At 51.5% G+C, this 5,083-nt stretch carries 4 protein-coding genes; all 4 read right to left on the bottom strand.

Translation table 11 applies throughout. The annotated features are described in order from the left end of the window. A partial coding sequence (locus IQ235_RS18640) for an NAD(P)H-hydrate dehydratase (protein ID WP_264322912.1) occupies window positions 1-1,523 on the bottom strand: 1,523 nt, incomplete at its 3' end. 122 nt (window positions 1,524-1,645) lie between these two features. Then, window positions 1,646-2,116, bottom strand: a complete 471-nt coding sequence (locus IQ235_RS18635; RefSeq protein WP_264322911.1) for a DUF2656 domain-containing protein — start codon at window positions 2,114-2,116, stop codon at window positions 1,646-1,648. Window positions 2,117-2,158: 42 nt separating this feature from the next. Beyond that, window positions 2,159-2,923, bottom strand: coding sequence for a DUF928 domain-containing protein (locus IQ235_RS18630; RefSeq protein ID WP_264322910.1), 765 nt, complete (start codon window positions 2,921-2,923; stop codon window positions 2,159-2,161). Window positions 2,924-3,347: 424 nt separating this feature from the next. Further along, complete coding sequence (locus IQ235_RS18625; protein WP_264322909.1) at window positions 3,348-5,009, bottom strand: FAD-dependent oxidoreductase; 1,662 nt, start codon at window positions 5,007-5,009, stop codon at window positions 3,348-3,350. Between the last annotated feature and the right edge of the window lie 74 nt (window positions 5,010-5,083).

Below are 5,083 nucleotides of genomic sequence, written 5' to 3'. Positions count from 1 at the left end.
CCCAATTCCGATCGCTCTTGGGCGGCGAGAATTCCGGCTTGGGCGTGCCACCACACCGCCGCGCATACTTTAGGAGCGATCGAATCGGTTTGCTTTGCGCCTTGCGCCATCAGCCCCCCTGCCAGTCCGGTGAGGACATCCCCCGTACCGCCTCGTGCCAGGGCTGGCGTACTTTGGGCGTTCAGCCAAACCGTACCGTCGGGATGGGCGATCGCCGTGCGCGCACCTTTGAGTACCACGATCGCCCCACTCTGCTGGGCCGCACCTCGGGCAGCGGTTGGAACATCCTCTAAATGCTCCACGAGATCGGGAAAGAGGCGGCGAAACTCACCCGGATGGGGGGTAAATACTGTCTGCGCCCCTCGCAACCCGCTTTCTCCGGCCAACAGTAGAGGTGCTTCTTTGGGCAAAAACGTTCCTAATTGTACGAGAATATTCAAGCCATCGGCATCCAAAAGAATCGGGCAGGGAGCGCCCCACACGGCTTCTACTGCACGAACTCCATCTTTTGTTAACCCCGGTCCGCAGGCGATGGCATCGTAGCGATCGACATCGATCTCGCCGCTCAAACGCTCGATCGCCCCGGTTTCCGTTTCCCGACAGCCGATAATCAACGCTTCGGGAAGGCGATCGCTTAGCATCAACTTCAACGACTCCGGTACGGCGATCGACAGCATTCCCACACCGCTTGCTCTGGCACCCAACCCGGCTAAAATTGCCGCACCGGAGTAACGACGAGAACCGCAGACCAGTAGCAAATGTCCGCGATCGTACTTGTGGGTTCTCGAGGGGCGGGGCAGGGGTAAAGCCGCCCTAGCCATGTCTGGGGTGAGGCGTTGGAGGTGAGGGGATTTCCCCAATACCGCTTCGATCTCTTTGAGGGGCAGATCGAAATCGATTAATTCCACCTCGCCGAGATATTCCAGGGCGAGATCTTGCAAAAATGCTCGTTTCCACAAGCCCAGGCACAACGTCCGAGTGGCGCGAATTGCCGTTCCCAGGACTTTCCCGGTATCGGTGTGCAATCCCGAGGGCAAATCGATACTCACCACCCGAATCGAACTGCTGGCGATGCGATCGATGGTTTGGGCGATCTCCCCCTTGAGCGATCGGGTTAAGCCAAAGCCGAACAACCCATCCACAATTAAATCGCAGGAGAACAATTTATCGGGGCGATCGCTCAGTTCGATGCCCAAACTCTCGACATACTGGGCATGGTGTTGAGTCAGAGACTTACTTTTGGATAGGGGGCGGTATACCACCACGCCATAGCCTCGAAAGTGTAACTCCCGCGCTACCACCAGGGCATCGCCGCCATTATGTCCCGGGCCGACCAAAATACCGACCTGCATCGGGGACGGATACAGAGTGCAAATTCGACGAGCGATCGCCCCGGCAACTTTTTCCATCAGGGCCGCAACGGGCATTCCCGCCTCGAAGACCATTTCTTCGATCGCCTTCATTTGAGCGGCACTGACGACGATTCGATCGATTTTCTCGCGGCGATTGGGTTCAGATTTCATATTTAATGCGAACGAATAGAAATTCTGGGTGGGAACGGGGAATGGAGAATAGACAATTTTGAGTTGCTCGCGGATACCTTCTTCCCTTTCCGAACTCCGAATTCCGCGCTTGCGAATTCTCCCTAACGTCGTTCGACTTTAAACACCGCATCCGGCGCTTTCCCCGCAATGGCGGCTTCCCAACCCAAAGCCTGCAAAAATATCTCAGCATCGGGAGTCTCCACCACATCCACTCCCCATTCCCCCGGTTGCAAGGCTGTGGGAGATGGACTCGAGGCGGGGGTGGTTTTGCAACCGGCGAGTATCAGAATGTGAGGGAACGGGCGATCGGGTGACTTTTGCGTTTGCCGCTTTTCCCACAGTACCGTAGCGCACAGTTGGCCCACTTCTTCGGGAGAAATGCGATCGCTATCGAACCGAACCTCTACGATCCAATGAGGATGCTCGATAGCTTGACAAGCCACATTGTCGCGAGAACCCAGTCCCTCCTCAAACACCTCCGAAAACTGTTCGCGAGTGAGTTTGGGGACAATTTCTTCCTGAAGATCGAAATTGTGAGAGAGGAGCATTCGCCCGGTCAGTGATTCTGTCATGTTGCTGTGGCGATCGCGTCGCCCTAAATTACCTCAATGACACTACAGAAGAGGTTTGTACGCAATGTCAGCCAACCCCACTGCATTCATTAGCTCGATCCAATCCGCCCTCAGTTGAAGATTACCCGGATCGGCTCGCCGCAGATCGGCTAATGCCTTAACGGCATCGTACCAAAGGCTGGCTTCGGCGTACAGCACTACTTTTTCCCCCAGGCTGGCTTCTTCCAAGGTTTTGGCAAATTCTGGGGTCGCCTCGAACCGTTCGATTTCACCTCGTACCACATAAATCGAACTCGACTTGAATTCGAGAGAAACTTGCCAGCTATAAATTCGATCGACTTCCAGAGGCGGTACGTTGGCGTGGCGCGGTAGACTAATCCCGAAAGTGGCATCTCGTTCGGCCGTCAGATAACGCGTGTGATAGAGCGCCTCGCCATTTTCGCCAGAAAGAGTAAACTCGACGATCGCTCCAGGTATTTTGGGTATGTGAATAAAAAATGTGGGATATTCATCCAGGGTAAGACCGTAGTTTTTCCCTCCGACCTGGGGAACGAGGGCGGTGAAGGGGCACTCCAAGATCGTCGAGTCCATCTCGATTTCTACTTGACGCAGATTTGTCGAGCCGCGTGTGGTGCCGGAGTCTCCGGAAAACCGAGTTCCCGCGCCGATCAAACGTCCCGGCGCACCGCGATCGGGCGGGTTAAACTCGATGGGATAAGATGGTGCGTGCCAACCGATGACGATGAAAACAGAAAGAACGATCGACACCAATGCCAAGACAAATGCGTGTAGTTTGGTTTTCGCCATAACCGCCATAAAATATTTCCCGAGCGCTCGGTGCATTTGAATATACGCTGTTTTGGGGCGATAAGCCGGATCGATCGCGCTTTTGTAGCAATTGGCGATCGGGACTTAGGGCAGTGGTGTCAACTGTCTGTAATTGTAGGTTTGTCGCGCACCCCGGCTCTTGGGGGGAGACCCCCCGCGCACAAGAGGATCTCTGGCGATCGGTGTTTTCACATCGGCTTAAGACCTGATGTGCGAGCCTCAGAGCGTTAACCCTTGATATTCGACACGATTGCGCGTCTTTGACACCACTGGGGCTTGGGGAGAACCAGCGCTGGTTGACTGACAAAACTCACGGGGTGACGTATTGGTAGGTTTGTACCGTAAATTCTAGGCGATCTCTCAAAGTCAATCTCGCGCCTATTAGCCGATCGCCAAATACTGACTACCGAATATTTGTTTTATCGATCTCGGGACTGGTCTCCACCCCATAAAATTGAGTCGTTAATCCCGTCATATTTTCGAGGGTTTGTCGCACTTGAGAAGAGACGATCGAATTAATCGAAACTTCCGACTGAACGGCTAGGGCCGCAGCTACCCCGATGCCTTGTCCTTGATAAGTATTGACGGTATTAATTCGACCGACGGAAACGGCAATACCTTCGTATCCCGAAGCGCGTCCGACAATGGCTAAATTGTCAATGTTTTTGGCCAAAGCATTTTCAATGCCAAAGTTAAAAATCGGCATCGGCGGAACAGAAATTGAGAGTCCATTGACGCCACCTCGAAAATCAAATTCATAGGAAAAACTGCCGATCGAATTTTCGGGGGCGGTTCCACCTTGAACAATTTCTCGCCCGGTTAGAGTATCGACGACTTCGCTCACGTTAACACTTTGACGAACGTAAATTTCTGGAGGAACAAAAACTTCGATCGCATCGTTACCTAATTTTTCCTGTAACCAAAATTCCAACTCATTCATCGAATTTAACATCGATTCTGTGGGTCGAAAATTGTTTTGTTCGATTTGGAGAATTTCAGTGGTACTGAGCTTAAATAAGAAACCATTCCAAGACAAAGAACCATCTTCAAACGCGCAAATATTGGCTTTGTCGAAAAAGAGACTATTCATCGACGAAAAGGTGTAGGGAATATTGCGATCGAGATGATAGGCACCACCCAAAACGGCGCTCAGTACTAAATAGCCATCGAGATAGGGTTGATAGATAGGTTTATCGAAATTGGTCATGATAAATTTCGATCCTTCAACCCCATGAAATCTGAAAATCTGCTCCTCAATACGGGCAAGAAGTTGAGGATCGGATTGTAGGGATCGTTCTAAATATTTAATATCGTCGATGGTGAGACCCGAAATTACCGGAACGATCGATACTGATAGTGTTGAATCGGCTAAACTGGCATCTTGCGACTCAAAACCTTGCCAATAGGGTACACCGGCATCGATCGCCAATTGAGCATCTTGAGTCGCATCGATGTAGGCAGAAGCAAAAATCCGAAGTTGTCGCGCTTCAATATCGACATAGCGAATTTGTTTATCTTTCACTTTGGGAACCAGAGGAGCATCGGAAATGACTTCAACACCCGCTTCCACCAGCATTTCTCGAATTGCCCGATCGGTATTGTGCGCCCCTACGCAAGATTCCCAAACGTTCGCTTTTTGTAAAAATTGCAGCCAACATTGAGCGGTGGGTTGAATTTCCCAATAGGTTTTATCGAGATCGAGAAATGCCAATCCTCCTCTGGATACCAACCCACCAAATTGTTCCTTGGTTCTATTCGATCGCGCCAGGACGACTCTACCCGTTTCCCCCAGTTGCTTTTTGGCCCAAATTGCCGCACAAACTCCGGGCAATTCATCTCCATACACCAGTACGTCTACATTTTTCAACCGCCAAGATGCCATCGGATCTTCGATGGGTTCTTCAATAGATTCTTCAATGGGTTCTTCCCCTCGAACGGCTGCGGTTTGGGAACTCACTTCTACCTCAGAACGAACCTGACCTTCCAAACCCAAGTAGGGCAAAAAAAATCGCAGTGCAAGAAAGACAATGGGGAAAACCAGCAGTTTTTTGAGGCTCAGCAGCATGAAATGACGGATTTCCGGGCAAAGTTTACCAGTACAAGCCTAGGGTAGAATGGCTCTCGACTCAACCGATCGAG

The sequence above is a fragment of the Zarconia navalis LEGE 11467 genome (genome assembly GCF_015207075.1).
In the GTDB taxonomy this organism is placed as follows: Bacteria; Cyanobacteriota; Cyanobacteriia; order Cyanobacteriales; family Geitlerinemataceae; genus Zarconia; species Zarconia navalis.
Note: the sequence above shows the minus strand (reverse complement) of the source record. Positions and strands in the feature narration are given on the sequence as shown.

What these genes read in the sequence shown, in the direction of transcription:
- IQ235_RS18635 (WP_264322911.1), bottom strand. Translation starts at nt 2,116, where the DNA reads ATGACAGAATCACTGACCGGGCGAATGCTCCTCTCTCACAATTTCGAT.
- IQ235_RS18630 (WP_264322910.1), bottom strand. Translation starts at nt 2,923, where the DNA reads ATGGCGAAAACCAAACTACACGCATTTGTCTTGGCATTGGTGTCGATC.
- IQ235_RS18625 (WP_264322909.1), bottom strand. Translation starts at nt 5,009, where the DNA reads ATGCTGCTGAGCCTCAAAAAACTGCTGGTTTTCCCCATTGTCTTTCTT.